This window comes from Streptomyces sp. NPDC025793, assembly GCF_055558375.1.
In genome coordinates this window covers 25,010-48,101 of sequence record NZ_JBVHMR010000034.1, presented here as the reverse complement: position 1 = coordinate 48,101, position 23,092 = coordinate 25,010, and the positions used below count along the sequence as shown (strand labels likewise).

The window sequence follows — 23,092 nt, the reverse complement described above, 5'->3', positions numbered from 1 at the left end:
CGGGACGCATCGGTGATTCCACATCAGTGACGCAACGGCGCACGAGGACAAGGAGGTTGAGATGAGCGACGGGGAGCGAGCAGTCACCCCCGCGCCCGCCCAGGCGGACGGCGGACGGTCCCCCTCGGGCCCGCCCGTCGTCGAGGCGACGGGCATAGTCAAACGATTCGGTTCGACGGTGGCTCTGAACGGCGCCAGGATCACCGTCCGGCCCGGCGAGACCCACGCGCTGGTCGGCCGCAACGGAGCCGGCAAGTCGACCCTGGTGTCGGTCCTCACCGGCCTTCAGGCCCCCGACGAGGGAAGGGTGACCTTCGGTGGCGAGCCGGCCCCCCGGCCCAGCGACCGGGACGCCTGGCGGCAACGCGTGGCCTGCGTCTACCAGAAGTCGACGATCATCCCCGCACTGACCGTCGCCGAGAACCTCTTCCTGAACCGGCACGACCGCGGACAGAGCCGGCTCATCAGCTGGCAGGCCACCCGTCGTCGCGCACAGGATCTGCTGTCGACCTGGGCGGTGGACGTCGACCCGCGGACTCCGGCCGGTGATCTGAGCGTCGAGCAGCGGCAGTTCGTCGAGATCGCCCGCGCGCTGTCCTTCGGGGCCCGGTTCATCATCCTCGACGAGCCGACCGCCCAGCTCGACGGGGCGGCCATCAACCGCCTCTTCGGCCGCATCCACGACCTGCAACGCCAGGGCGTGACCTTCCTGTTCATCAGCCACCATCTCCAGGAGATCTACGAGATCTGCGACATGGTGACGGTGTTCCGCGACGCCCGGCACATCGTGACCGCACCCGTCGCGGACCTTCCCCGCGCCGACCTCGTCGCCGCCATGACCGGCGAGGCGGCGGCCGGCCGGCGCGAGGAACACACGAGAGTCCTCGACCCCGGTGCCACGGCCGCACTCAGCGTTCGCGCTCTGCGGGGCGACGCGTTCGACGACGTGAGCTTCCGGATCGAGGCCGGTGAGATCGTCGGCCTCGCGGGTGCCGCCGGCAGCGGTCGTACCGAGGTCGCCGAGACCGTCGTAGGACTTCGGGCGGCAGCGGCGGGCGAGGTGGAGATCGCCGGGAGGCGGCCCCGGCCGGGAAGCGTGCCCGCCGCGCTCGCCGCAGGTGCCGGGTTCGTCCCTCAGGACCGGCACCACCAGGGCTTCGTTCCCGACATGTCGATCGCGGACAACGCCACCCTGTCCGTTCCCCGCAGGCTCGGCCAGGGCGGGTTCCTCAGCCGCAGCCGCCGGGACCGGCTCGCCGAGGGCATGATCGAGAACCTCGCGATCAAGACTCCCGGTCCCGAACTGCCGGTCTCCGCACTGTCGGGAGGCAACCAGCAGAAGGTCGTCCTGGCCCGCGCCCTCGCCGACGACCCCCGGCTGCTTGTTCTGATCAACCCGACCGCGGGCGTGGACGTGCGCTCCAAGGAGTTCCTCCTCGGCAAGGTCGAGGAGACCGCGGCCACCGGCACCGGAGTGCTCATCGCCTCCGACGAACTCGACGACCTGCACATGTGCGACCGGGTCCTGGTGATGTTTCAGGGCCGTGTGACCTCGGAGATCGCCCGCGGCTGGCACGACCACGACCTCGTGGCCGCGATGGAAGGAGTGGACCTGCATGCCTGATGCGATGCCTGAAACCGTCCTCGCGGACACATCCGCCGCCAAGGGCACGGAGCCGGCGCCCGGTCGGACCGTGCTGCTCGGTGGCCGGATACCCCTGGCCCGGCTGCGCGACCTCGCGCTGGTCCCGGCCATCGTGGTCATCGCGATCGTCGGCCAGATCGTCAACCCGGTCTTCCTGCAGGCCGACAACCTCCTCAACGTCCTGCAGACCATGTCCGAGATGGCCCTGCTGGTCCTCGCCCAGACGATGATCCTGATCGTCAAGAAGATGGACCTGTCGCTGGAGTCCACCATGGGCCTCGCCCCCGGCGTCGCGGCCTGGCTGGTCGTGCCGGTCGGCGCGGGCCACGGACTCGGACTGCTGCCCGGCGCGTGGTCCGTTCCCGTCACCCTGGCGGTGGGCGCGCTCGTCGGCGTGATCAACGCCCTGCTGATCATCCGCTTCGGCCTCAACGGCTTCATCGTCACCCTCGGCATGCTGATCGTCCTGCGCGGCGTCCTCACCGGCATCTCCGGCGGCCAGACCTTCTTCCAGCTGCCCGCGTCGATGCTCTACCTCGGCACTGCCGAATGGTTCGGGATGCCCGCGTCCATCTGGGTATGCCTGGTGCTGTTCGCCGTCGCGATCGTGGTGCTCGGCTGGACCAGCTTCGGCCGCTCGTTGTACGCCATCGGTGGCAACGTCGACGCCGCGAAGGCGGCCGGCATCCGCACCGACCGGGTGCTGTGGATCGTCATCGTCACCGGCAGCGTCCTCGCCGCCCTCGCCGGACTGATGCTCTCCGGACGCCTCGCCTCGGTCGCCTCGGCGCAGGGCAACGGCTACATCTTCACCGTCTTCGCCGCCGCCGTCATCGGCGGGATCAGCCTGAACGGCGGGAAGGGCACCATGTTCGGGGCGTTCAGCGGCATCCTGCTGCTCTTCATGATCCAGAACGTGCTCACGCTGGCCGGTGTCCCCGCCCAGTGGATCGGCGCCCTCAACGGCCTGATCATCCTGGTCGCCCTGACCATCTCGCGCATCACCGGCGGCAAGGTCCAGGAGTGAGCCCGGCGGCCCTCCAGGCCGCCCGGCACCCTCCGCCGCACCCCCGTCTCGCCGCAAGGGGCCGTATCGCCCCCGCACCTCACAGGAGTCGCCGCCATGTCATCCGCCCTGTCCCCTTCTGAGGCCTCTGCCCGTATCACCGCCCTGGACGTGCTGGACGTGCGGTTCCCGACGTCAGAGCACCTCGACGGGTCGGACGCGATGAACCCCGAACCCGACTACTCCGCCGCCTACGTCGTCCTGCGCACCGACGCCGGCGACGGGCTGGAGGGCCACGCCCTGGCCTTCACCACCGGACGCGGCAACGACGTGCAGGCCGCCGCCATCGCCGCTCTCGCCCCGCACGTGGTGGGCCTTTCGGTCGACGAAGTCTGTGCCGACCTCGGCACGTTCTCCCGGTCCCTCGTTCACGATCCGCAACTGCGCTGGCTGGGCCCGGAGAAGGGTGCCATCCACATGGCGACCGGCGCGGTCGTCAACGCCGCCTGGGACCTGGCCGCCAAGCGGGCCGACAAGCCCGTGTGGCGCTTCCTCGGCGAGATGTCACCCGAGGACCTGGTCGCACAGGTCGACTTCCGCTGGCTGTCCGACGCCCTCACTCCCGAGGAGGCCCTGGAGATCCTGCGCCGCGCCCAGCCCGGCCGCGAACAGCGCATCGGCCGCCTGCTCGACCAGGGCTACCCCGCCTACACCACCACCCCCGGCTGGCTCGGCTACTCCGACGAGAAGCTGGCCCGCCTGGCCCGCGAGGCCGTCGCCGACGGCTTCACCCAGATCAAGCTGAAAGTCGGCGCGGACCTGGAGGACGACATACGGCGCATGCGCACCGCGCGCGAGGCGGTCGGCGATGGCATCCGCATCGCGGTGGACGCCAACCAGAGATGGGACGTCCAGGCCGCGATCGACTGGATGCGCGCTCTGGCCCCCTATCAGCCGTACTGGATCGAAGAGCCCACCTCACCGGACGACATCCTCGGCCACGCCGCCGTGCGCAAGGCCGTCAGCCCCATCAAGGTCGCCACCGGCGAGCACATCGCCAACCGCGTCGTCTTCAAGCAGCTCCTCCAGGCCGGCGCGGTGGACATCGTGCAGATCGACTCCGCGCGGGTCGGCGGTGTCAACGAGAACATCGCGATCCTGCTGCTCGCCGCGAAGTTCGGCGTGCCGGTCTGCCCGCACGCGGGTGGCGTGGGCCTGTGCGAGATGGTGCAGCACCTGTCGATGTTCGACTACGTCGCGGTCTCCGGCACGGTCGAGGACCGCGTCATCGAGTACGTCGACCATCTGCACGAGCACTTCGTCGACCCGGTGCGCATCGTCGACGGCCACTACCTGGCGCCGACACTGCCCGGGCTGAGCGCACAGATGCACCCCGAGTCCCTCAAGGAGTACGCCTACCCCGACGGCCCCGTCTGGACCGCACGTGTCTGAAGCCCAGGCCCTCGTCGACGCCCACCACCACATCTGGGACCTGGAGGTCCGGCCGCAGCCCTGGCTGGACGAACCCGCGCACGAGCCGATCCGCCGCAGCTTCAGCTCGCACGCCTTGCGATCATCCGCGACCCGGCCGATCGTCGGACGACGACTGACGAGCACGGTGGTCGTCCAGTGCATCGCGTCCGTTCCCGAGACCCGCGACCTCCTCGCCCTGGCCGACAGCGACCCGCTGATCGGGGCCGTGGTCGGCTGGGCGGACCTGACGTCCCCCGCGATCGGCGACGTACTCGACGACCTGCGGACCGGGCACGGGGGCCGGTACCTGCGGGCCCTGCGCCACGTCGTGCAGGGCGAGTCCGATCCACACTGGCTCCAACGACCGGACGTGGAAAGGGGGTTGGCAGCGGTCGGCAGGCGTGGGATCGGATACGACGTGCTGATCCGCAGCCACCAGCTCCCGCAGGCGATCCGTCTCGCGGAGCGCCTCCCCGAGCTGCCGCTCGTCCTGGACCACGCCGGCAAGCCGCCGCTCGCCAGGCAGGATCTCACCGACTGGACCCGGCTGGTGCGCGCACTGGCCAGGCATCCCCAGGTCCGCTGCAAGGTGTCGGGCCTGATCACAGAGGCCGACCACGACAAGTGGACCATTGGCGACATCCGCCCCGTGTGGGACGTCCTGCTCTCCGCCTTCGGCCCCCACCGGCTGATGTTCGGCTCCGACTGGCCGGTCTGCCTCCTCGCCGGCGGATGGAACCGGTGGGCCGCCACCGTCGAGGAACTCCTGGACGGCTGCTCCGGCACCGAGATCCACGCGGTGCTCGCCGGCACCGCGACCGCCTTCTACCACCTGACCCCCGCCCCAGCGAAGGAGGGCTCACCGTGCTCCTGACGGAACTGCTGCACCCCGGGATCCTCGAATCCCTGGCCGGAGCCGGCCACGGATCGCGTGTCCTGCTCGCGGACGGCCACTACCCCGCGAGCACCGCCACCGGCGAGCGCGCCCGGACCGTCCACCTCAACCTGGCCCCCGGCCTGCTCGACGTCACCACCGTCCTCGACGTCCTGCTGCGCGCCCTGCCCGTCGAGGCGGCCCACGTCATGGTGCCGCCCGAGGGCGAACCGGAACCGCCCGCCATCGCCGAGTACCGCGCGATGCTGGCGCCCCTCACGGTCGACACGCTCGGCCGCTTCGAGTTCTACGACGCCGCCCGCTCGCCCGACCTCGCGCTGGCGATCGTCACCGCCGACACCCGTACCTACGCCAACCTGCTGCTGACCATCGGCGTACGCGCTGAAGGGACCCTGACGACACGATGACTCTCGCCGTCCGTTACACCTCCGCCCGCACCCTGGACACGGCTCCCGCGATCGGTGCGCCCCCCGGTCCGGGTGAGGTGGAGCTGGCTCCCGCCTACGTCGGTATCTGCGGTACCGATCTGCACATCTTCCACGGCGACATGGACGCCCGGGTCCGGACGCCCGCCGTTCTGGGGCACGAGATGTCCGGCCGGATCGTGCGGGTCGGGCCGGGCGTGGAGGGCTGGCGGGCCGGTGACGCGGTCACCGTGATGCCGCTGCGCTGGGACGGCAGCTGCCCGGCCTGCCGCGCCGGGCATCAGCACGTCTGCCAGCACCTGGACTTCATCGGCATCGACTCCCCGGGCGCGATGCAGCAGCGCTGGACGGTGCCCGTCTCCACCCTGATCCGGCTGCCGGACTCCCTCGCCCTGGACCGGGCCGCGCTCGTCGAGCCGACGGCGGTGGCCGTGCACGACGTGGGCCGGGCGAAGGTCGCCGAGGGCGAGAAGGCCGTGGTGGTCGGTGGCGGGCCGGTCGGAGTGCTGATCGCGCTGGTCGCACGGGCCGCGGGTGCCGAGGTGCGGGTGGTGGAGCCGAGCGCCCACCGTCGGCTGCTGGCCGAGGAGTTGGGGCTGACCGTCTGGGACCCGGCCGCGGACGACATCGGCGCCCTGGTCGGCGAGTGGACGCAGGACGCGGGCGCGGAGGTCGCCTTCGAGGTGTCCGGCGCGGCGGGCGGCGTGGAAACGGCCGTCGACGTGCTGGGCGTACGCGGCCGTCTCTGCCTCGTCGCCATCCACCCCCGCCCCCGCGAGGTGAACCTGCACCGCTTCTTCTGGCGCGAACTCACCCTCGTGGGCGCCCGGTTGTACGACCGTGGTGACTTCGAGCGCGCGGTGACCCTGGTCGCGGACGGCACGATCCCGGCCGAGCGCCTCATCAGCAAGGTCGTCCCCCTCACGCAGGCGCCGGCCGCCTTCGAGGCCCTGGAGGGCGGCGGTGACGTGATGAAGATCCTCGTGGACTGCACCGACGGCACCGAGGGAGTGGCCGCATGACCGCCTTCGACCTCACCGGGAGGCTCGCTGTCGTCACCGGGGCCCGGCGCGGTATCGGCAGGGCCATGGCCCGCGCGCTGGCCGGGGCCGGAGCGGACGTCATCGGGGTGAGCGCCGCGCTGGAGGAGTCCGGCAGCGCGGTGGAGAAGGACGTGCACGCCGCGGGCCGTTCCTTCGAGGCGATCCGGACCGACTTCGCCGACCCCGCCGCCGTACGAGCCCTGGGCGCGGACCTCGCCGGACGCGAGCGCCCGGTCGACATCCTGGTCAACAACGCGGGCACGATCCGCCGTGCCCCGGCTGGCGAACACACCGATGCTGACTGGGAGTTGGTGCTGCAGGTCAACCTCAACGCGCAGTTCGCGCTGACCCGGGCGGTCGGCGCGTCGATGGTGGCCCGCGGTGAGGGGAAGGTCATCTTCACGGCGTCGCTGCTGAGTTTCCAGGGCGGCATCACCGTGCCCGGATACACCGCCGCCAAGCACGGCATCGCCGGTCTGACCAAGGCCCTGGCCAACGAGTGGGCCCCGCACGGGGTGAACGTCAACGCCCTCGCGCCCGGCTACATCGCCACCGACAACACCCAGGCTCTGCAGGACGACCCGGTGCGCAGCAGGGCGATCCTGGACCGGATCCCGGCCGGCCGCTGGGGCGACGCCGACGACCTGGCCGGCGCCACGGTGTTCCTCGCCTCGGACGCCGCCGCCTACATCCACGGCGTCGTCCTGCCCGTCGACGGCGGATGGCTCGGCCGATGAGCGGCCCCGACCCGGCCACCGCACTGGCCGGGGCCCGTCTCCTGCCCATACTGACCGTGCCGTCCGCGGCCACAGCCGGCCCACTCGCCGACGCGCTCACCTCGGGCGGGGCCCGGTGCGCCGAGGTCACCTTCCGCACACCGGACGCCGAGCAGGTGCTCAAGACGATGGCCGCCCATGGCGGGCTCACCGTCGGCGCCGGCACGGTCCGCACACCCGAGCAGGCGGAGCGGGCGGTGGCGGCCGGGGCCCGCTTCGTGGTGTGTCCCGGCTTCGACGAGGAGGTGGTCGCCAAGTGCCGCGACCTGGGGGTGCCCGTGGTGCCCGGTATCGCCACCGCCACCGAGCTGATGCACGCCCTGAAGGCGGGCCTCGACACCGTCAAGCTCTTCCCCGCCGAGCCGCTCGGCGGCCTGCGGACGCTGCGGGCGCTCGCGGCGCCCTTTCCGGGGACGCGCTTCGTGCCGACCGGCGGGATCGACTCGTCCCGCCTGGCCGCCTACCTCGCCGACCCTGCGGTCCTCGCGGTCGGCGGCAGCTGGATGGCCACCGCCACCCACCTGGAGCGAGGCGACTACGAGCAGATCCGCCGACTGACCGCCGAGGCGGTGGAGAGGAGCATGACGTGATCGACGTGGTGGCCCTCGGCGAGGTGATGCTGCGCTTCGACCCGGGCGAGGGACGGATCCGCACCGCCCGCTCCTTCCAGGTCTGGGAGGGCGGCGGCGAGTACAACGTGGTACGCGGACTGCGCCGCTGCTTCGGGCTGCGCACAGCCGTCGTGACCGCCCTCGCCGACAACGAGGTGGGCCGACTCGTCGAGGACCTGATCCTCCAGGGCGGCGTCGACACCTCGCTGATCCGCTGGGTGCCCGACGACGGCATCGGCCGTACCGCCCGCAACGGCCTCAACTTCGTCGAACGCGGCTACGGCATCCGCGGCGCGCTGGGCGTCAGCGACCGCGCGAACACCGCCGTCTCCCAGCTACGCAAGGGCGACGTGGACTGGGACGCGGTGTTCTCGGCCGGTGTGCGCTGGTTCCACACCGGCGGCATCTTCGCGGGCTTGTCCGACACGACGGTGGACGTCGCCGACGAGGCCATGGCCGCGGCCCGCCGCCACGGCGTCACCGTCTCGTACGACCCCAACCACCGTCCCAGCCTCTGGGTCGGCCGAGGCGGCGCCGACGCCGCCCGCGAGGCTGACCTGCGGCTCGCCCGGCACGCCGACGTCGTCGTGGGCGCCCTGGGCCTGGCCGGGACGTACCCGGGGCAGGCGCGCATCGGGGGCGACGAAGTGGCGGACGCCCTCGCCGAGGTGGCCGACCTGCTGCCCGCGGCGAGAGTACTGGCGACGCCCCTGCGCGGCGTACCGTCGGCCGGAGTCAACGACTGGTCCTCGGCCGCCTGGTCCGTCGAAACCGGCTTCATCGCCGGCCCCCGGATGCCCGGCCTGCAGGTCCTGGACCGCATCGGCTCCGGCGACGCCTTCGCCGCCGGGCTGATCCACGGACTGCTCGACGACGCCGGCCTGGAGCGGGCCCTGGCCTACGGCACGGCCCACGGCGCGCTCACCATGACCACGCCCGGAGACGTCTCCATGGCCTCGCTCGCCGAGGTCGAGGCGCTCATCGCGGGCGGGTCGCCCCACGTCAGACGTTGACCGGCGCCCCATCGCCCGTATCCCAGGAGCACGTCTTGCACCAGAGGAAGATCCAGAACACGTCCGTCTCACTCACCGAGCTCGGCTTCGGGGCATCTGTGATCGGCAACCTCTACCGCGTCACCCCGGCCGCCGACGCGACCGCCGCCGTCGATGCCGCCTGGGAGGCCGGCCTGAGGTATTTCGACACCGCACCGCACTACGGCCTCGGCCTCTCCGAGCGCCGCCTGGGCGCCGCCCTGCGAGGTCGCCCCCGCGACGAGTACGTCATCTCCTCCAAGGTGGGCAGGCTGCTCGTGCCCAACGAGGAGCCACGTGGCGTCGACACCGAAGGCTTCGTCGTACGGGACGATCTGCGCCGGCAGTGGGACTTCAGCCGCGACGGCGTACTCCGCTCCGTCGAGGACACACTGGAGCGCACCGGCCTGGACCGGCTGGACGTCGTCTACCTGCACGATCCGGACGACCACTGGCCGCAGGCCGCCCGGGAGGCCATGCCCACGCTCGCCGAACTGCGGGACCAGGGTGTGATCGGAGCGATCGGCGCCGGCATGAACCAGTCGGCGATGCTCGCCCGCTTCCTGCGCGAGACGGCCGCCGACGTGGTGATGCTCGCCGGCCGCTACACGCTCCTGGACCAGTCGGCGCTGGACGACGTCCTGCCCGCCGCGCGGGAACTCGGCAAGAGCGTGGTGGCGGTGGGCGTGTTCAACTCGGGACTGCTCTCCCGTGACCGGCCCGCCGAGGGCATGAAGTACGACTATCAGGACGCCCCGCCGGCTCTGGTCGTCCGCGCCCGGGCGATCGCCGAGGTCTGCGAGGCGCACGGGACCAGCCTGCCCGCCGCCGCGATCGCCTTCCCGCACACGCATCCCAGTATCGTCAACGTCACCCTCGGCATGCGGACTCCGGCACAGGTCGGACGAAACGTGGAACTCCATGGTCAGCGCGTCCCGGAGGGCCTCTGGGACGATCTGCGCGCGCAGGGGTTGATCAGGTCGGACGTCCTCGCGGGGCACAGTGGGGGAGGGATGTGCGATGCCTCTGACGGACAAGGCCATCGAGTAGATCCGTGAGCTGATCCGGACCGGTGCGCTGCCTCCCGGTTCGAAACTCCCACCGGAGGTGGACCTGGCTGCGCAGCTGGGCCTGTCCCGCAACCTTGCCCGCGAAGCGGTCAAGGCACTGGCCGTGGCGCGGGTCCTGGAGGACAGGCGCGGCGACGGCACCTATGTCACCGGCCTGCAGCCGAGTCTGCTCTTGGAGGGGCTCGGCGGTGCGGTGGAGATGCTGCAGGGCGACTCGGTCGCCCTGCAGGACCTCATGGAGGTACGGCGACTCCTCGAATCGATGGCCACGGCCCTTGCCGCGGCGCGCATTACCGATGGGCAACTGGCCGAGGTGGAGCGGCACTTGGACGCCATGCGTGTGGCTCGCGACGACGTCGAACGGCTCAACGCCCACGATGCCGCCTTTCACCGCGCCGTCGTCTCGGCCACGGGCAACGAGACTCTCCCCTCGGGCGAACCCCTCCCCTTCGGGGCGGCAGCGGGGAAGTGACGTGCGGGCGCCGTCTGGCCATGCCCGCGTTCGCCTGCGCTCACCCTGTCCGCACGGTGCCGTTCTCCGGTGTCGGATGCACGGACGAGATCACTGGCCATCCATGTCGTAGCTTCCCGACGACTGTCGCGTCTTGTCGGCACGCGCGGAGTACGCGACCCCGCCCTGGTGCTCTTCCCCCCCCCGACGGGATCCGGTACTGGATCATCGCGACCGACCTGCGTGGGCGGCGGAGTTCGTCATGTGCCCCCCAACGCCCTGTCACGGCTTGCGGTTAAGGCGTTAATCACTCAACATGCCGGGCGACGGCGGCCGGGACGAGCCGCCGGGTGAGGAGCGAGCAGATGCCAGATGCCTTCGGCGGCACCTCTGAAGGGTTCGAGGGCGGCCCGCTGTACCGACGAACGCTCCTGACATCGGTGGCCGTCCGCCCCCCCGGTGGGCAGCGAAACAGACATACGACCTCGCTTCGGCCCGTCCCGTCCGTATTGCCACTTCACAGGTCATCCGCGAGAAGTTCAACTTCCGCGCCCCGTGGCAAGCCGGTACGCAAGCCGTGATCAATCCCAAATAAACTTCTTCGAGTACGACGTGGATGTGGGTGATGCACGGCCTCACCCAAACCGGGGGACGTCCGAAGCCGCAGACGATTCGACAGGGAGATGACGATGAGCGTTCTGGACGGGATCCTTGAGGGAGTTCGCCAGGACTTGGAAGAGCGTAAGCATGCGACGCCGTTGGCGGAGCTGCGCTCCCGGGCGGCGGACGCGGCACCCGCGCTCGACCCGCTGCCCGGTTTCCGGGCGCCGGGGGTGTCCGTCATCGCCGAGGTGAAGCGAAAGAGTCCCAGCAAGGGGGCGCTGGCGGACATCCCCGACCCCGCCTCCCTCGCGGCCCAGTACGCGGCCGGCGGTGCAGCTGCGATCAGCGTGCTCACCGAGCGCAGGCGTTTCGGCGGCTCTCTCGCCGATCTGGACGCCGTGCGTGCCCGGGTCGACGTGCCCGTCCTGCGCAAGGATTTCATCGTCGATCCCTATCAGTTGTGGGAGGCCCGCGCGCACGGCGCCGATCTTGCGCTTCTCATGGTCGTGTCGCTGGACGACGGTCAGCTCGCCGATCTGATGGGGCTGTGCAAGGAGTTGGGTCTCACGCCGCTGGTGGAGGCGCACACGGCCGACGAGGTGCGGCGCGCCGTCGCTGCGGGAGCCGAGCTCCTCGGCATCAACGCGCGGGACCTGACCACGCTGGACGTGGATCGCAAGGTGTTCGCCGAGCTCGTGACGGCCATTCCGGAAGGCACCGTCAAGGTCGCGGAATCCGGAGTGACGGGCCCCAGGGATGTGGCGGAGTACCGCGGCTGGGGAGCCGACGTGGTGCTGGTCGGCGAGGCACTGGTCCGCTCGGGGGACCCGCGCACTGCCGTGCGCGAGTTCATCGAGGCGGCCGGGGCGTAACGGCGTGCGGCCCGGTCAGCGGCACGCCTGGAAAACGCCACCGGGATACGAGACCGATTCGCCTCCACCTCCAGCTCCGGGTGCGGTGGAGGCCGGGGTCGCCCTCAGCCGTTCGCACCCACCCATCATCCGAGGAGCCCCCTCATGACCGCTGCCTTCCACGTCCTGACCACCGGTTACGCCGACACGCGGGTAGCGGGCACCGTCACCCTGCTCGTCGACGGCGAGACGGTCGCGGTCGTCGATCCCGGCATGGTCGCGGACCGCCGACTCATCCTGGACCCGCTCGCGGAGCACGGACTGAACCCCGCAGACGTCACCGACGTGATCTTCAGCCACCACCACCCGGACCACACGCTGAACGCGGCCCTGTTCCCCCAGGCCCGCTTCCACGACCACATGGCGATCTACCAGAACGACATCTGGGAGGACCGCGATGCCGACGGATACCGGCTGTCGCCGTCGATCACGCTCATGACGACCCCCGGCCATACCGCCGAGGACGTCAGCACCCTGGTCACGGCCACCGAGGGCTTGGTGGTCCTGACCCATCTGTGGTGGACCGCCGAGGGGCCGGCCGACGACCCCTTCGCGCCCGACCGCGAGCAGCTGCGGGCGGCCAGGGAGAAGGTCCTGGCCCTCGGCCCGGCACTGATCGTGCCGGGACACGGGGCACCGTTCGTGCCGTCGGAGTCGACGCCCCTCTAGCCCGCGCCGCACCTTCGCCGCCCAGCCGTTGACCATCGGCTGTCGCCGTCCCGCCCTCCTCCTTCCCGTACTGGTATCGACCCAGGGGGGGACCAAGGGGGAGGGCGTATCCGTGACGGGCGTATTGCCGGCCTGTCGCGACTCCGATGCCGGCCGCTGTGCGTGAGCGCGAACCCGGCCTGGCGCGGGGCGGGGCACTGTGATGCGCCGTCCCATCATCCCGGTCGGGCTGGTGCTCGCGCACCAGGCCCTCACGATCCGCGCGTTTTCCTTGTACGCGGGATCGGTGGTGTAACCCCACGTGCTGGGCGGGCGGTTGGTGCCGGTGACGTCGTAGCAGTCGGGGTAGCGCCAGCTCACCGGCAAGGTGCTGGACGTGCTCAACTACTGCCGACCATGCGGACATCGCGCAGTGGAGCGACGCTAACGGTGCCAATCAGCAGTTCCGGCCGGCGGATTCGTCGGACGGTTACGTCCGTCTGATCAACCGCAACAGCGGTAAGGCGGTCGAGGTGGACAACGGCTCGACCGCGGACGGTGCCAAAGGCGTGCAGTTCACCGACTGGGGCGGGGCCAACCAGCAGGGGCAACTCGTCCGCGTCGGCAACGGCAGCGGCGGCGCACTGCCGTCGACGTTCCGGTGGTCCTCCAGCGGTGTCCTGGCGGGCCCGAAGCCGGACGCACAGCACAGCACCGTGGCCATCAAGGACTTCCCGGTGATCCGCAACAACGGCCAGTGGGTGGTCTACGCCTCGGCCGTGGGCCCGAACCACGGTTACGGGCTGGAGCAGTTCAGGTTCAGTGACTGGTCACAGGCGGCGTCGGCACCGACCTCGTACCTGGACCAGTCGCCGATGGGACCGGGCTACCGGGCCGCGCCCCAGGTGTTCTGCTTCGCGCCGCAGAACCTGTGGTAGATGGTCTACCAGACCCCTGCGCCCACCTACTCCACCAGCACCGACCCCGCCGACCCGAAGTCGTGGTCCGCGCCGCGCACCTTCATCGACCAGGAGCCGCCGATCGTCACTCAGAACTAGGGCAACGGCACCTGGATCGACTTCTGGGTCATCTGCGACTCGGCAAACTGTCACCTGTTCTTCAGCGACGACAACGGCCACCTCTACCGTGCCGAGACCAGCCTGGCGAACTTCTCGAACGGTTTCGGGAACACGCAGATGGTGATGCCGGACACCAAGAACAACCTGTTCGAGGCGACCAACGTGTACAAGGTCGCCGGCAGCAACGGCCGGGCCGCGGTGGCGGTGGACGCGGCCCGCTCCGCAGGAGCTCACATCCACACCGCCGTGCTGCCGCACGGTCTGCCGCCGCGCGGTGCCTACCACCCGCCCACTGTGATCAGCCGGGCCCCGGCGGGCGGCGACGTGCTCACCGAGGAGGAGGCGGTGCGGTTGGCGAACGCCACCGAATACGGGCTCGCCGCCTCGGTTTCGGCGGCTGGAAGCAGTCAGGGTTCGGTGGTGCTGAGAAGTCAGCAGCGCGGGGGGTCACCCCGTGCCGGCGGTGCACAGCCCGCCGCAGCGCTCGCACGTCGGAGAAGCCCGCCTGCCGGGCGATGTCACGCAGGGTCGGCCCGGGGCGGCGCAGCAGGTGCTCGCCCCGCTCGCTGGAAGCGTGCCGTCGGGCCTGCTCGACGAAGGACGGCACGTCGGGCAGGCTCTGACGGCGGCGTAGGTGACCTGGTCGCGGCCTGGCATCGGCCGCCCGGCCCATGCCGTGGGGAACACCAGGTGGTTTTCCGCGGCGTCGAACCGGACCGGGCAGCGGAGCAATGCGGTGAACGGACCGCTGTCGCGGGGGGCGGGAAAGGCGAACTCGACGCTCTGCGGGGCGAACTCCTCCCCGGAACTCAGCCGTGTGAGGGCGACGACGCCGGCGAACGCCTCCTCGGCCAGGAAGACCGCGACCGCCGGATCGAAGGCGGGACCGGGCAGGCCCGCAGCGCGTAGCCGGCTTCCCCCTGCCCTGCCGACCACATCACCATCGCCCCGGCCAGGTTCTGGAAGCGCACGCCCGTCTCGATGGCCTCCCGCAGCGTCGCCGCGGCCATCTGGGTGAACCCCAGGAGGCCCCAGGAGGTCAGGTGTTGCGCGGCACCCACCCGCAGGCCCAGGTGAGCGTCACCGGTGAGCTCCAGCGCACGCCGGACCACGGCACTGCCCTGACGGTAGGAGACCCGCAGCTCCGCCGAGCCCGTGATCGTCTCGTCCAGCATACGTTCGGCGGGACGGTCGCCGAGGTGCTGCGGCTGGTTCCCGGCGACTGCGCAGGGGCGGGACCGTCGGACATGGCGTTCCTTGTGACCGGGCGTCGCTCGCTGCGCACACAGCAGAAGGGGGCCGACGCCATCCGCGGGGACGTCCGCTGCCGTACGCTGCCCACCAGGCGGCCCCGCCCGTGCCAGGTCGCGCGGGCGGTCGCGGGCAGGGGAAGATCAAGTGGTGAACTCATCCGTGGCGGAGGCCGTCTCCGTCGTTCTGCTGCTGGCGGTGCTGGCGTGCGCCGTCGTTCGCCCGTTCGGGTGGCCGGAGGCGGTGGTCGCCGTCCCGGCTGCGGGCGTGGTGATCGCCACCGGGGCGCTTTCGCTGGGACACGCCCGTGAGGAGGCGGAGCGGCTCGGGCCGGTGATCGGGTTCCTCGCGGCCGTCCTGGTCCTTGCCCAGCTGTGTGACGACGAAGGACTGTTCCACGCGTGCGGGGCGTGGATGGCCGGTAGCGCGGCGGGGAGCCCGCGCCGCCTGCTGGTGCAGGTGTTCGCAGCCGCGTCGGTGATCACCGCGGTGCTCAGCCTGGACGCCACGATCGTGTTGCTGACGCCGGTGGTGTTCGCCACCGCCGCCCGGCTCGGCGCCCGGCCGAAACCGCACGTCTACGCCTGCACCCATCTGTCGAACACCGCGTCGCTGCTGCTGCCGGTCTCCAACCTCACCAACCTGCTCGCGTTGGCCGCCAGCGGGCTGAGCTTCACGCGCTTCGCCGCCCTGATGGCCTTGCCCTGGCTGGTGGCCATCGCCACCGAGTACGTGGTCTTCCGCCGGTTCTTCGCCACCGACCTGGATGCAGGCGCTCAGGCCGCGCGCACCCCCGGGCAACGCGAACTGCCGGTGTTCGCCCTGGTCACAGTGGCCTGCACGCTGGCCGGGTTCGTCCTCACGTCCATGGTGGACGTCAACCCCGCGTGGGCGGCCTTCGCCGGCGCCCTCGTGCTCGCCGTGCGGGCTCTGGCCCAGCGCCGTACCACGCCCACCGCCATCCTGCGGGCCGCTGCGGTGCCGTTCCTCGCCTTCGTCCTGGCCCTGGGACTGGTGGTCCGCGCGGTCGTCGACAACGGGCTGGCGGCGGGGCTGGGACACCTGATCCCGGGCGGCACCGGACTGGCGGCGTTGTTCGGCATCGCAGCCCTGGCCGCCGTGCTGGCCAACCTCATCAACAACCTGCCCGCCGTGCTGGTGCTGCTGCCGCTGACCGCCCCGTCCGGGCCAGGCGCGGTCCTGGCAGTCCTGCTGGGCGTGAACATCGGCCCGAACCTCACCTACGCCGGCTCCCTGGCCACGCTGCTGTGGCGGCGCATCGTGCACGAACACGACAGTGACGTCGAACTCGGCGAGTTCACCCGGCTCGGTGTGTTCACCGTGCCTGCCGCCCTGGGACTGTCGGTGGTGGCACTGTGGACCTCGCTCACCCTCATCGGAGGCTGACCGTCATGAAAGTCATCGCCTGGATCACCGAGGGCACCTGGCCCGCCGGCATCGACGCCGCCCGCGCCCACGCGCCCGACGACGCCGACATCGTGCTGCTCCACGTCACCCCGGCCGACGTCCCGGGCGCGGCGCACGGAGCCTTCGCCGGTCTGCTCGGCCGCGGCCATGGTGAACGCGACCCCGGCACGCAGGTGGAGCAGCTGGCCGCTGCCTCCGCCGAGACATTCCTGGCCGAGGCCGCACAGCGTCTGGGCCGCCCGTGCGCCCGCGTCGAGCGGACCGGCCGCGTCGAGCGGGAGGTCGTCGCCGCGGCCGAGGGCGCCGACCTGCTCATCCTCGCCCGCGACGGTGACCGCACCCATCTCGGGCCGCGCAGCCTCGGGCATGCCGGCCGGTTCATCGTCGACCACGCCCCGTGCCCTGTCCTGCTGGTGTGGCCCGAGCCCGCACCCGGCATCGACACCATCCCGGCCCCGCCACCCCACCCGCCGCACCACCGATAGCGGCAGGAACCCGGCACCGCATGGCTTGGCAGCAGGTCCGCAGGGAGGCCGCGCCTGGGAGCTCCTCACCCCTCCCGGTGGCGGGGCTTCGCCGGAGCACCCCGTCGACGCCCCGCTGAACCGGTGACCGGTGACTCCGAGGAGTGCAGGTGTTCCCTCAGCCACTGCTCGGTGTTGTGGACGTGCAGGAGTGCGGCGGCCTGGCTCAGGAAGGCGTCGCGGGTGGAGAGGGCCGTGAAGATCGACTCGTGTTCGGCGAGTGTGCGGCCCGCGGCCTGGTCGTCGACCAGGCCGCGCCAGATCCGGGCACGCAGCGTACGGCCCGATATGCCTTCGAGGAGCGTGAGCAGCGAGTCGTTGCCCGTCGCGGAGATCACGGCCCGGTGGAAGGCCGCGTCGTGGGCGTTGAGCTGCTCGACGTCGTCGCGGGCCTCGCGCATGGCGTCCAGATGGTGCTTGACCTCGGCCAGTTGCTCGTCGGAGATCCGGGTGGCGGCCAGCGCGGTGGCCGCCGGCTCCAGCAGCCTGCGGACCTCCATCAGGTCCAGCAGTGCGGCCGAGTCGCTCTGGAGGAGTTCCACGGCTCCGCCGAGGCCCTCGAACAGCAGACTGGGCTCCAGACTGGTCACGTACGTTCCGTCGCCTCGCCGGACGTCCAGCACGCGTGCGACGGCCAGTGCCTTCACGGCCTCACGGGCGAGGTTGCGGGACAGACCCAGCTGGGCTGCGAGGTCGGCCTCCGGCGGCAGCTTCGAGCCCGGAGGCAACGCGCCGCTGCGGATCAGCTCACGGATGTGCTCGATGGCCTTGTCGGTCAAAGACACCATGCACTCCTCCCGCGACCGGCACGCGCCGGCACGTCCGCCCTGGTCAGGCCCCGAGCGCGAAGGCCGGCCCACAGACCGTCGGGAACGGGCCGATGGTGAAGCTCCGCGTTCCGCTCGACCTGTTCGAGGTTTCGCATGCCCAGGGTGACGTTGATGATACTGGGATGCGTGCCGGGGACGGCCATGGCCGCGGCGGGCAGGCTCGTCCCGTGCTCCGCGCGGACCCGGGCGATCTGCCGGGCGCGCGACCCGCGCAGGCGGAGCCTCCCGGTAGTCGGCCCCGGCCCCGGTCCGGGACCAGGGGCCGGGCTGTCACCGGGATGACGGATCGGACGTGGGTGGCGGGATCAGTGCCGGGCGAACTGGACCTGGGTCGGTTGCACGACGTTCGGCCGTATCGCTATCCCGCTGATGGTCAGCTGCTCTCCGTAGATGTCCGTGAGTCTGATCGCGCTGCCGCAGCCGCGACCGTCGGCGGAGACGAAGTAGTTGTAGTCGGTGCGGGGCAGCTGCCGCCAGCCGTTGCCGATGCGGACCTCCAGCCGCGCGACCGGATTGCGGTGGCCGATCGCCTGGACAGCGCACCAGTAGGGGCTGGAGCCGGTCTTGTACCGGACGGAGATCGTGTCGGACGTGCTGGGGCTCTGCAGGCTCCAGGTGATCGGTATCCGGCCGACTTCGAGTGGGGCGAGCTTGGCGAACGCCTGCTGGCTGAGGTCGAGTTGACCAGGTGCACAGGGAGCCGGGCATTCGTTGGTGATCCGGACCGTGATGGAGGCGCCGTTGTCGGTGCGGACGCGCACGTACGCGCCGCACGCCCTGGATGTCTCGTAGTCGGTGGTGTTCATCGCGGCGATCATGAGGTCGCTGCTCGGGCCGAACAGACAGGCGCCGTTTCCGTCGCCGGCCTCGTAGGCGGTGGCGACCCCTCGGTAGGTGGCCCCGGGGCGGATCCGTCCCGTCGACGGTGCTGCGGCCTCGGTGGACGCCGTCCGCGGGGGCCGCGGGGTGGCCTTGGCCGATGGTCGTGCTGCCGTGGTGCTCGCACCAGCCGTCGGCGTCGTGGTGCCGGTCGCGGTCGCCGACGTGGACGGGGTGTCCTCGTCGGCCGTGTTGCCGGCTCTCACCTGGGCGGTGGTGGCGGAAGTGGCCGCGGCAGGCGCCGCATCCGCCTTGCGGTCGGGAAGCAGCCCCATGAGCAGGTAGGCGAGAACGCCCGCGGCGGTCAGCCCCACTGTGGTGCCCAGCATCAGCCTCTGTCTGTGCCTGCGCTGCCGCGCGGCCTGCCTCGGTGTCTTCATGTCCGTCCGTTCGGAAGATCGAATCGATGGTGCACCGTCCAGTGGCCGCAGGCAGCGAAAAGGTTGCCGCCGAGTACCCGGACGCCACCCACCCGGTCCGCGGCCTGGTGACGGCTCACCGGGACTGGATCCGCACCCTCTTCCAGGACCTGCTCACCCGGCTCGGCCACACCGACCCCAAGTCGGCCGCCGGTGCACTGCTGATGCTCTACGACGGCGCGGTGGCAGCCGGCTACCTGGACGACTCGACGGCCGCCCACAAGACCCTGCTTGACGCGGTCCGACTGATCCGATCGGGAGGCTGACCCCATCGAGGGCGCGCGAAACACCGGCCCTCTCACCGCGGCAGGCCCTGCCGCCCGCCAAGCCCTCGACAGCGAGTCCTGGCCCACCCGCGCTCCCTGCGTGTCACCGTGTCGCCGGTGGTGATCACCTCATCGCACCTGTCGCGCGAACGGGGCGACGGTGATCCGGTCGATCAGCGGTGTGTAGCGGGAGCGGAGCAGGACGCCGGGGAAGGTGTCGGAGGCGTAGGTGGTGCCGTCGAAGTTCGGGAGTTCCTCGGAGCGGAAGGTGATCGTGTTCTGTCCCTTCTTGAGCTTCACCGGGACGGTCAGCTCCCAGAAGTTGTTCTGATGGAAGCTGTGCGGGAAGCTCACGCGCTGCCTGTCACCGCCGTTGACGGTGAGGTCGGCGTGGCGGGCGAGTGGGTCCGGGTTGTAGTGGGTGGCCTCGGACTGCTCGGCGTTGGAGTAGCGGATGCGCAGTGCGTGCAGGCCGGCCCGGTCCGCGGCGATGGTGAACGTCGCCGTGTTGCCGTTGCCCGGGTCGCCGCCGATGCCGGTGATCGCCGTGCCGTCGGTGGCCAGCGAGAGCGGGGTGAGCGTGGCCGAGCCGGTGAGCTTGGCGTCCTGAGCCGTGTACGTACGTGCTTTGAGGGTGCCCTCGGTGGGTGTGACCGTGAGGCGGTCGACGAGGGTGGTGGACGAACCTCCCGTCACCATCACCTTGTTGAGGCCACCGGACAGGGAGACCGCCACGCTGTCGCCGGCCTTGTCCAGACGCAGGACATCATGACCGTTGACGGCGAGCCGGGCGTCCGAGCCGCCCAGGGTGTCGACCTTGAGGGTGGCCTCGCGATCGGCGGGTGAGTAGACCCAGAACGTGGCGGTTGCCTTCTCCGGGAGCCGGGCCGCGCCCGAGCCGGTGGCGGGGAGCGTGGCGTGTTCCGACAGGCCGTAGACGGGTTGCGCGCCGTCGCCCAGCCAGGCCAGTTCGCCCTCGTACACCTGCGTGGCGGCCGAAGCCTCGGGCAATGACAGGATGAGGCGGTCGATGACGGCGTCGCCCTTGGTGGCGCGGGTGCCGTCGGCGCTCTTCGCAGCGAGTGTCAGGACGTGCTCGCCCTTGGTGAGGTGGACCTCGGTGCCGGTGTGGTCCCACACCACCCACTTGTAGCCGAGCGGCAGATGAAGCTCCTGCTCGCTGTCCGCCTTGCCGTCCACCCGCAGGAAGACGTTGGTGGGGCCCTGCTCCCGCACCTCGTCGCAGGTGTTGAGGGAGTTGGCGAAGACGCTGAGGTCGTAGGTGCCGTCCTCGGGTACGTCCACCGTGAAGTCGAGCGTGAGGTCCGAGCCGGTGCGCAGGCCGCCCACGTCGTAGCCGCCGGAGGTGTAGAACTTCGACACGTCGCGCGGCGACCCCTCCGGGCCGTTCTTCGAGTAGCCGGACCCGGTGTGGGCGGCGTCCTCCGCCGCGTACGCCCCCTTCCATCGCACGGGCGGTGACTGCGTGCTCTTCGCCTTCCCGGCGGGGCTGAGGACGATCTCGTACGCCGAGGACTCCTTCAGCGCCGGCAGCCCGCCCTCGCCGAACTCGACGAGGACCGTGCCGTCGTCACCGACCCGCAGGTTCGTCTCCGCGAGCAGCTTCGGGCCGGAGTTGTCGCCGATCTGGCCGCTCCACTCGATCTCCCTCACCCAGGCGTGCACGCGGTCCCCGAAGACCTTGTCCGGGACGCCCGCGAACGTGATGTGGCCCTTGCCGGTGGAGCCGCCGAAGATCAGCCGGGCCTGTCGCTTCGTCTCGTCCAGCGTGGCGACACCCTGCATGGTGTAGTTCTCGCCCGGGAACGGAGGGGTCACCTTGACCGTGTGTCCGCTCATCGAGGCGTACGAGTGCAGCAGCCACCACTGGCCGTTCCCCCGGTTCGACTGCACAGCGGAGTCGGAGAGGTTGCCGTCGACGTTCCAGTACGCGATGTCGGCATCCACCTTGGACTCCTCGATCGCGGACATCCACTGGATCATCTGGCCGGGGACGGAGGTGTGGTAGTTGAAGGCGTACTCGTTGATGTTGACCGGGAGCCGGGTTCCCTCCTTGGCGGTGCCCTTGAACAGTTCCCTCTCCCACGCCCGGTACGTGGCGACGCTCCGGCGCACCGCCTCCGGGTGGCTCAGCTCGTGCCAGGTGATGACGTCCGGGAGGGTGCCGGACGCCAGGGCATGCGTGAGGAAGCTCTTCACCTGGTCGTACAGGACGCTGGTGTTGGGCCCGGCGATGCGGGCGCCGGGCATCTTGCCCTTGATGAGCTTGTAGATGTCGTCCCATGCTGCGAAGTAGGCATTCGCGTCGTCGAGCCAGCTGACCTTGTCGTAGCTCCATTCACCGGTGCCGAACATGTTGCCCTCGGGTTCGTTGAACGGCACGAAGACGATGTTGTCCTGGTACGGCTCCGGCAGTCGCAGGACCTGGTCGACCTGCTTGGTCAGCTTCTCCTTGTAGAGGTTGAGCTTTTCCTGCGGGGTGGCGCCCGGCCACTCGTACGGGAAGCCGCGGTGGATGTCGGTCATGTAGATGTACACGTCGCCGTCGGTGGAGTCGGCCAGCGGTTTCACCACCTCCAGCGCGTCGGCACCGGGGTGCTGCGGGCCGTCCTGCGCCTTCGTCGAGACCGTACGCAGGCCCATGCCCTCGATGAGGTTGCCGGTGGGGACGCCCGGCCCGTACACGCCGTAGAGGGTGCCGGAGGCGCCGCCGTGGAACGCGCCGGTGTCCGAGTGCAGGCCGACGGTCAGTTCGCCCTCGCGGACCACGGTGACGGTCGCCTTCACGGCGCGCCCGGCCGCCGTTCCGGCAACGGCGAACCTGCCGGGGCGGGCGTACTCCCCGGGCGGAACGGCGTCCCAGGTGATCGGTGTGTCGCGGTCGTGGCCGTCGCAGAAGGAGGAGCGGATCGGGGCGGGGAGCGACGGGGCCGTCCCGGTCGTCGTACGGGCGTCGAAGGACACCTGCGAGAGCTGCTGGAGGATCGGCACGTTGCCGACCATGCCGGCGACCTGCTCGGGGCTGAGCGCCGCGTGCCACACGGTGAAGTCGTCGATCGCCCCCTGGAACAGGGGGTCCTGGTGGAAGGACCTGCCGATGCAGCCGGCGGTGGTGGCCGAACTGCCGAGCAGGTCCTTGGCCTTGACCATCGTCTCGGCGGAGGAGACCGCCACACCGTCGAGGTAGGTGGTGATTCGCCGGGCGGCGGTGTCGAGGGTGACGGTGAGCGTCCGCCAACCGTCGGCAGGGAGCGGCGCGTGACCGCAGACCTGCGCCTGCGCGCCCCCTCCGCCTGTGGTCACCGCGGTGCACAGCACACTGCCGTCGTACGGCGTCGTGAACAGGTACCGGGTGGTGTCGGTACCCAGGTCGAAGATCCGCTGCCAGGGCGACTTGTCGCCGCCCCACTTCACACGGACGGAGACCGTCAAGTCGCTTGCGTTGTCCAGGATTTCGGGGGGCAGTAGGACGTACGCGCCGTCGGAGGTGAGTGCTCCGCCGGGCAGGGCCAGCGCCTTGCCACCGTCCGTGCCCGCGACGGACCGGGCTGTGGAGGCGTTGACCAGGGTCGCCGTGAGGCCGTTGCCGGAAGTGTCGGCGATCTCGCCGGAGGCGAGATCGCCCTGGTCGAAGGTGTAGTGGGCGGCGGGCTGGGGCGCCTCGGCCGCCTTTGCGGGGACGGCCGGGGCGGCCGGCAGGCCCGCGCCGGGAGTCGGTGTCACGGCGCCCGGTGCGCGGCACCGGGCGGATCCGTCAGCGGAATGCATGGATCGCGTCCTCAATCCTTCAGTACCGGTATACGTCGA

General features: G+C 70.9%; 18 protein-coding genes and 3 pseudogenes. 17 read left to right on the top strand and 4 right to left on the bottom strand.

Annotation, left to right across the window (positions count from 1 at the left end; genetic code table 11):
* Nucleotides 1-61 precede the first annotated feature (61 nt).
* The 14 genes and pseudogenes from ACZ4MF_RS38125 to ACZ4MF_RS38060 form a co-directional block, all read left to right on the top strand.
* On the top strand, nt 62-1,624 hold the full coding sequence (locus tag ACZ4MF_RS38125; protein ID WP_467497471.1) for a sugar ABC transporter ATP-binding protein: 1,563 nt from the start codon (nt 62-64) through the stop codon (nt 1,622-1,624).
* 4 nt (nt 1,625-1,628) lie between these two features.
* Entirely contained in the window at nt 1,629-2,672 is a 1,044-nt protein-coding gene (locus tag ACZ4MF_RS38120; RefSeq protein WP_467497515.1) for an ABC transporter permease, read from the top strand.
* Between the two features lie 96 nt (nt 2,673-2,768).
* On the top strand, nt 2,769-4,103 hold the full coding sequence (locus tag ACZ4MF_RS38115) for an L-fuconate dehydratase (RefSeq protein WP_467497470.1): 1,335 nt from the start codon (nt 2,769-2,771) through the stop codon (nt 4,101-4,103).
* The gene (locus tag ACZ4MF_RS38110) at nt 4,096-4,998 is read left to right on the top strand and encodes an amidohydrolase family protein (RefSeq protein ID WP_467497468.1); all 903 of its coding nucleotides are present in this window, start codon (nt 4,096-4,098) and stop codon (nt 4,996-4,998) included. The genes ACZ4MF_RS38115 and ACZ4MF_RS38110 overlap by 8 nt, the downstream gene beginning before the upstream one ends.
* Nucleotides 4,989-5,426 (top strand): RbsD/FucU domain-containing protein, encoded by a 438-nt coding sequence (locus ACZ4MF_RS38105; protein WP_467497466.1) that lies wholly within the window; start codon nt 4,989-4,991, stop codon nt 5,424-5,426. The genes ACZ4MF_RS38110 and ACZ4MF_RS38105 overlap by 10 nt, the downstream gene beginning before the upstream one ends.
* Entirely contained in the window at nt 5,423-6,466 is a 1,044-nt protein-coding gene (locus ACZ4MF_RS38100) for a zinc-dependent alcohol dehydrogenase (RefSeq protein WP_467497464.1), read from the top strand. The genes ACZ4MF_RS38105 and ACZ4MF_RS38100 overlap by 4 nt, the downstream gene beginning before the upstream one ends.
* A complete protein-coding gene (locus ACZ4MF_RS38095; RefSeq protein WP_467497462.1) occupies nt 6,463-7,224 on the top strand; it encodes an SDR family oxidoreductase in 762 nt (253 codons plus the stop codon). The genes ACZ4MF_RS38100 and ACZ4MF_RS38095 overlap by 4 nt, the downstream gene beginning before the upstream one ends.
* The gene (locus tag ACZ4MF_RS38090; protein WP_467497460.1) at nt 7,221-7,853 is read left to right on the top strand and encodes a bifunctional 4-hydroxy-2-oxoglutarate aldolase/2-dehydro-3-deoxy-phosphogluconate aldolase; all 633 of its coding nucleotides are present in this window, start codon (nt 7,221-7,223) and stop codon (nt 7,851-7,853) included. The genes ACZ4MF_RS38095 and ACZ4MF_RS38090 overlap by 4 nt, the downstream gene beginning before the upstream one ends.
* Entirely contained in the window at nt 7,850-8,887 is a 1,038-nt protein-coding gene (locus ACZ4MF_RS38085) for a sugar kinase (protein WP_467497458.1), read from the top strand. Before ACZ4MF_RS38090 ends, ACZ4MF_RS38085 begins: the two co-directional genes overlap by 4 nt.
* A 35-nt stretch (nt 8,888-8,922) precedes the next feature.
* Nucleotides 8,923-9,963 (top strand): aldo/keto reductase, encoded by a 1,041-nt coding sequence (locus tag ACZ4MF_RS38080; RefSeq protein WP_467497456.1) that lies wholly within the window; start codon nt 8,923-8,925, stop codon nt 9,961-9,963.
* Nucleotides 9,956-10,402 (top strand): annotated as a pseudogene (locus ACZ4MF_RS38075) (FadR/GntR family transcriptional regulator); the annotation flags it as partial. The gene ACZ4MF_RS38080 and the pseudogene ACZ4MF_RS38075, both read left to right, overlap by 8 nt.
* Nucleotides 10,403-11,115: 713 nt before the next feature.
* The gene (trpC, locus tag ACZ4MF_RS38070) at nt 11,116-11,901 is read left to right on the top strand and encodes an indole-3-glycerol phosphate synthase TrpC (RefSeq protein ID WP_467497454.1); all 786 of its coding nucleotides are present in this window, start codon (nt 11,116-11,118) and stop codon (nt 11,899-11,901) included.
* Nucleotides 11,902-12,045: 144 nt separating this feature from the next.
* Nucleotides 12,046-12,609 (top strand): MBL fold metallo-hydrolase, encoded by a 564-nt coding sequence (locus tag ACZ4MF_RS38065; protein WP_467497452.1) that lies wholly within the window; start codon nt 12,046-12,048, stop codon nt 12,607-12,609.
* 404 nt (nt 12,610-13,013) lie between these two features.
* Nucleotides 13,014-14,101, top strand: a pseudogene (locus ACZ4MF_RS38060) (non-reducing end alpha-L-arabinofuranosidase family hydrolase); the annotation flags it as partial.
* Between the two features lie 8 nt (nt 14,102-14,109).
* Here ACZ4MF_RS38060 and ACZ4MF_RS38055 read toward each other — a convergent pair.
* Nucleotides 14,110-14,916 (bottom strand): annotated as a pseudogene (locus ACZ4MF_RS38055) (AraC family transcriptional regulator ligand-binding domain-containing protein); the annotation flags it as partial.
* A 152-nt stretch (nt 14,917-15,068) separates the two neighbouring features.
* On the opposite strand from ACZ4MF_RS38055, the gene ACZ4MF_RS38050 reads away from it, so the two are divergent.
* Nucleotides 15,069-16,325, top strand: coding sequence for an SLC13 family permease (locus ACZ4MF_RS38050; protein WP_467497450.1), 1,257 nt, complete (start codon nt 15,069-15,071; stop codon nt 16,323-16,325).
* A 5-nt stretch (nt 16,326-16,330) separates the two neighbouring features.
* Nucleotides 16,331-16,831: a universal stress protein gene (locus ACZ4MF_RS38045; RefSeq protein WP_356024939.1), complete on the top strand. Its 501-nt coding sequence runs from the start codon at nt 16,331-16,333 to the stop codon at nt 16,829-16,831.
* Between the two features lie 65 nt (nt 16,832-16,896).
* Here the strand turns inward: ACZ4MF_RS38045 and ACZ4MF_RS38040 are convergent, their stop codons facing one another.
* Together ACZ4MF_RS38040 and ACZ4MF_RS38035 are read right to left on the bottom strand one after the other, a co-directional pair.
* Nucleotides 16,897-17,655 carry a FadR/GntR family transcriptional regulator gene (locus tag ACZ4MF_RS38040; protein WP_467497513.1) on the bottom strand — a complete coding sequence of 253 codons (759 nt, stop codon included), beginning with the start codon at nt 17,653-17,655 and terminating at the stop codon, nt 16,897-16,899.
* A 350-nt stretch (nt 17,656-18,005) separates the two neighbouring features.
* On the bottom strand, nt 18,006-18,908 hold the full coding sequence (locus tag ACZ4MF_RS38035; RefSeq protein WP_467497448.1) for an expansin EXLX1 family cellulose-binding protein: 903 nt from the start codon (nt 18,906-18,908) through the stop codon (nt 18,006-18,008).
* A 77-nt stretch (nt 18,909-18,985) separates the two neighbouring features.
* Here ACZ4MF_RS38035 and ACZ4MF_RS38030 point away from each other — a divergent pair, with 77 nt between their 5' ends.
* Nucleotides 18,986-19,264 (top strand): hypothetical protein, encoded by a 279-nt coding sequence (locus ACZ4MF_RS38030; RefSeq protein ID WP_467497447.1) that lies wholly within the window; start codon nt 18,986-18,988, stop codon nt 19,262-19,264.
* A 129-nt stretch (nt 19,265-19,393) separates the two neighbouring features.
* Here ACZ4MF_RS38030 and ACZ4MF_RS38025 read toward each other — a convergent pair whose 3' ends face one another.
* Entirely contained in the window at nt 19,394-23,053 is a 3,660-nt protein-coding gene (locus ACZ4MF_RS38025; RefSeq protein ID WP_467497445.1) for a LamG-like jellyroll fold domain-containing protein, read from the bottom strand.
* Nucleotides 23,054-23,092 lie beyond the last annotated feature (39 nt).

What these genes read in the sequence shown, in the direction of transcription:
- ACZ4MF_RS38025 (WP_467497445.1), bottom strand. Translation starts at nt 23,053, where the DNA reads ATGCATTCCGCTGACGGATCCGCCCGGTGCCGCGCACCGGGCGCCGTG.
- ACZ4MF_RS38120 (WP_467497515.1), top strand. Translation starts at nt 1,629, where the DNA reads ATGCCTGAAACCGTCCTCGCGGACACATCCGCCGCCAAGGGCACGGAG.
- ACZ4MF_RS38030 (WP_467497447.1), top strand. Translation starts at nt 18,986, where the DNA reads ATGGTGCACCGTCCAGTGGCCGCAGGCAGCGAAAAGGTTGCCGCCGAG.
- ACZ4MF_RS38100 (WP_467497464.1), top strand. Translation starts at nt 5,423, where the DNA reads ATGACTCTCGCCGTCCGTTACACCTCCGCCCGCACCCTGGACACGGCT.
- ACZ4MF_RS38125 (WP_467497471.1), top strand. Translation starts at nt 62, where the DNA reads ATGAGCGACGGGGAGCGAGCAGTCACCCCCGCGCCCGCCCAGGCGGAC.
- ACZ4MF_RS38115 (WP_467497470.1), top strand. Translation starts at nt 2,769, where the DNA reads ATGTCATCCGCCCTGTCCCCTTCTGAGGCCTCTGCCCGTATCACCGCC.
- ACZ4MF_RS38095 (WP_467497462.1), top strand. Translation starts at nt 6,463, where the DNA reads ATGACCGCCTTCGACCTCACCGGGAGGCTCGCTGTCGTCACCGGGGCC.
- trpC (WP_467497454.1), top strand. Translation starts at nt 11,116, where the DNA reads ATGAGCGTTCTGGACGGGATCCTTGAGGGAGTTCGCCAGGACTTGGAA.
- ACZ4MF_RS38035 (WP_467497448.1), bottom strand. Translation starts at nt 18,908, where the DNA reads ATGCTGGGCACCACAGTGGGGCTGACCGCCGCGGGCGTTCTCGCCTAC.
- ACZ4MF_RS38090 (WP_467497460.1), top strand. Translation starts at nt 7,221, where the DNA reads ATGAGCGGCCCCGACCCGGCCACCGCACTGGCCGGGGCCCGTCTCCTG.
- ACZ4MF_RS38065 (WP_467497452.1), top strand. Translation starts at nt 12,046, where the DNA reads ATGACCGCTGCCTTCCACGTCCTGACCACCGGTTACGCCGACACGCGG.
- ACZ4MF_RS38045 (WP_356024939.1), top strand. Translation starts at nt 16,331, where the DNA reads ATGAAAGTCATCGCCTGGATCACCGAGGGCACCTGGCCCGCCGGCATC.